1 rRNA gene is annotated in these 2,969 nt (G+C 52.5%); it reads left to right on the forward strand.

The window, feature by feature from the left end:
• The first annotated feature begins 2 nt into the window (after positions 1-2).
• Positions 3-2,945: ribosomal RNA gene (locus tag PQ479_RS21770) — 23S ribosomal RNA — on the forward strand.
• Positions 2,946-2,969 lie beyond the last annotated feature (24 nt).

Consider the following 2,969-nt stretch of genomic DNA (forward strand, 5'->3'; position numbering starts at 1 on the left):
ATGGTTAAGTTAGAAAGGGCGCACGGTGAATGCCTTGGCACTAGGAGCCGAAGAAGGACGCGACGAACGGCGAAACGCCTCGTGGAGCTGTAAGTAAGCTTTGAAGCGGGGATATCCGAATGGGGGAACCCACCATCTTTAATAGGATGGTATCCATATCTGAATACATAGGATATGAGAAGGCAGACCTGGGGAACTGAAACATCTAAGTACCCAGAGGAAAAGAAAGAAATTCGATTTCCTGAGTAGCGGCGAGCGAAACGGAAAGAGCCCAAACCAAGAGGCTTGCCTCTTGGGGTTGTAGGACACTCTATACGGAGTCAAAAAGAAACGGAGTAGGTGAAGCGACCTGGAAAGGTCCGTCAGAGAGGGTAACAACCCCGTAGCCGAAACTTCGTTTCCTCCAGAGTGGATCCTGAGTACGGCGGGACACGTGAAACCCCGTCGGAATCCGGGAGGACCATCTCCCAAGGCTAAATACTACCTAGTGACCGATAGTGAACCAGTACCGTGAGGGAAAGGTGAAAAGCACCCCGGAAGGGGAGTGAAAGAGATCCTGAAACCGTGTGCCTACAACTAGTTGGAGCCCGTTAATGGGTGACAGCGTGCCTTTTGTAGAATGAACCGGCGAGTTACGATGTCGTGCAAGGTTAAGCTGAAAAAGCGGAGCCGTAGCGAAAGCGAGTCTGAATAGGGCGCATGAGTACGCCGTCGTAGACCCGAAACCGTGTGATCTACCCATGTCCAGGGTGAAGTTCAGGTAACACTGAATGGAGGCCCGAACCCACGCATGTTGAAAAATGCGGGGATGAGGTGTGGGTAGGGGTGAAATGCCAATCGAACTCGGAAATAGCTGGTTCTCCCCGAAATAGCTTTAGGGCTAGCCTCGAGGTGAGAGTATTGGAGGTAGAGCACTGATTGGACTAGGGGTCCCCACAGGATTACCGAATTCAGTCAAACTCCGAATGCCAATTACTTATCCTCGGGAGTCAGACTGCGAGTGCTAAGATCCGTAGTCAAGAGGGAAACAGCCCAGACCATCAGCTAAGGTCCCCAAGTATACGTTAAGTGGAAAAGGATGTGGAGTTGCTTAGACAACCAGGATGTTGGCTTAGAAGCAGCCACCATTTAAAGAGTGCGTAATAGCTCACTGGTCGAGTGACTCTGCGCCGAAAATGTACCGGGGCTAAACGTATCACCGAAGCTATGGATTGACACCAATAGGTGTCAGTGGTAGGGGAGCGTTCTAAATGCAGCGAAGTCAGACCGAGAGGACTGGTGGAGCGTTTAGAAGTGAGAATGCCGGTATGAGTAGCGAAAAGAGGGGTGAGAATCCCCTCCGTCGAAAGCCCAAGGTTTCCTGAGGAAGGCTCGTCCGCTCAGGGTTAGTCGGGACCTAAGCCGAGGCTGAAAAGCGTAGGCGATGGACAACAGGTTGAAATTCCTGTACCACCTCCTCACCGTTTGAGTAATGGGGGGACGCAGAAAGATAGGGTAAGCGTGCTGATGGATAGGCACGTCCAAGCAGTTAGGCTGAGAAGTAGGCAAATCCGCTTCTCACATAAGGCTGAGCTGTGATGGCGAGGGAAATTATAGTACCGAAGTTCCTGATTCTACACTGCCAAGAAAAGCCTCTAGCGAGGTGAGAGGTGCCCGTACCGCAAACCGACACAGGTAGGCGAGAAGAGAATTCTAAGACGCTCGGGAGAACTCTCGTTAAGGAACTCGGCAAAATGACCCCGTAACTTCGGGAGAAGGGGTGCTCTGGTAAGGTTTACGCCTGAGAGAGCCGCAGTGAAAAGATCCAAGCGACTGTTTAGCAAAAACACAGGTCTCTGCGAAGCCGCAAGGCGAAGTATAGGGGCTGACACCTGCCCGGTGCTGGAAGGTTAAGAGGAGGGGTTATCCGCTTACGCGGAGAAGCTCTGAATTGAAGCCCCAGTAAACGGCGGCCGTAACTATAACGGTCCTAAGGTAGCGAAATTCCTTGTCGGGTAAGTTCCGACCCGCACGAATGGTGTAACGATTTGGATACTGTCTCAACGAGAGACCCGGTGAAATTATAGTACCTGTGAAGATGCAGGTTACCCGCGACAGGACGGAAAGACCCCATGGAGCTTTACTGTAGCTTGATATTGGATGTTGGTACAGTTTGTACAGGATAGGTAGGAGCCTTGGAAGCCGGAGCGCTAGCTTCGGTGGAGGCGTCGGTGGGATACTACCCTGACTGTGCTGACATTCTAACCTCGGACCGTGATCCGGTTCAGGGACAGTGTCAGGTGGGCAGTTTGACTGGGGCGGTCGCCTCCTAAACAGTAACGGAGGCGCCCAAAGGTTCCCTCAGAATGGTTGGAAATCATTCGTAGAGTGCAAAGGCAAAAGGGAGCTTGACTGCGAGACCTACAAGTCGAGCAGGGACGAAAGTCGGGCTTAGTGATCCGGTGGTTCCGCATGGAAGGGCCATCGCTCAACGGATAAAAGCTACCCTGGGGATAACAGGCTTATCTCCCCCAAGAGTCCACATCGACGGGGAGGTTTGGCACCTCGATGTCGGCTCATCGCATCCTGGGGCTGAAGTAGGTCCCAAGGGTTGGGCTGTTCGCCCATTAAAGCGGTACGCGAGCTGGGTTCAGAACGTCGTGAGACAGTTCGGTCCCTATCCGTCGCGGGCGCAGGAAATTTGAGAGGAGCTGTCCTTAGTACGAGAGGACCGGGATGGACACACCGCTGGTGTACCAGTTGTTCCGCCAGGAGCATCGCTGGGTAGCTACGTGTGGACGGGATAAGTGCTGAAAGCATCTAAGCATGAAGCCCCCCTCAAGATGAGATTTCCCATGGAGTTAATCCAGTAAGACCCCTTAGAGATGATGAGGTTGATAGGTCTGGTGTGGAAGCGTGGCGACACGTGGAGCTGACAGATACTAATCGGTCGAGGACTTATCCATTACTTTTTCTTGACACATGTTTTC

This window comes from Alkalihalobacillus pseudalcaliphilus (assembly GCF_028610675.1).
GTDB lineage: Bacteria > Bacillota > Bacilli > Bacillales > Bacillaceae_D > Alkalihalobacillus > Alkalihalobacillus pseudalcaliphilus.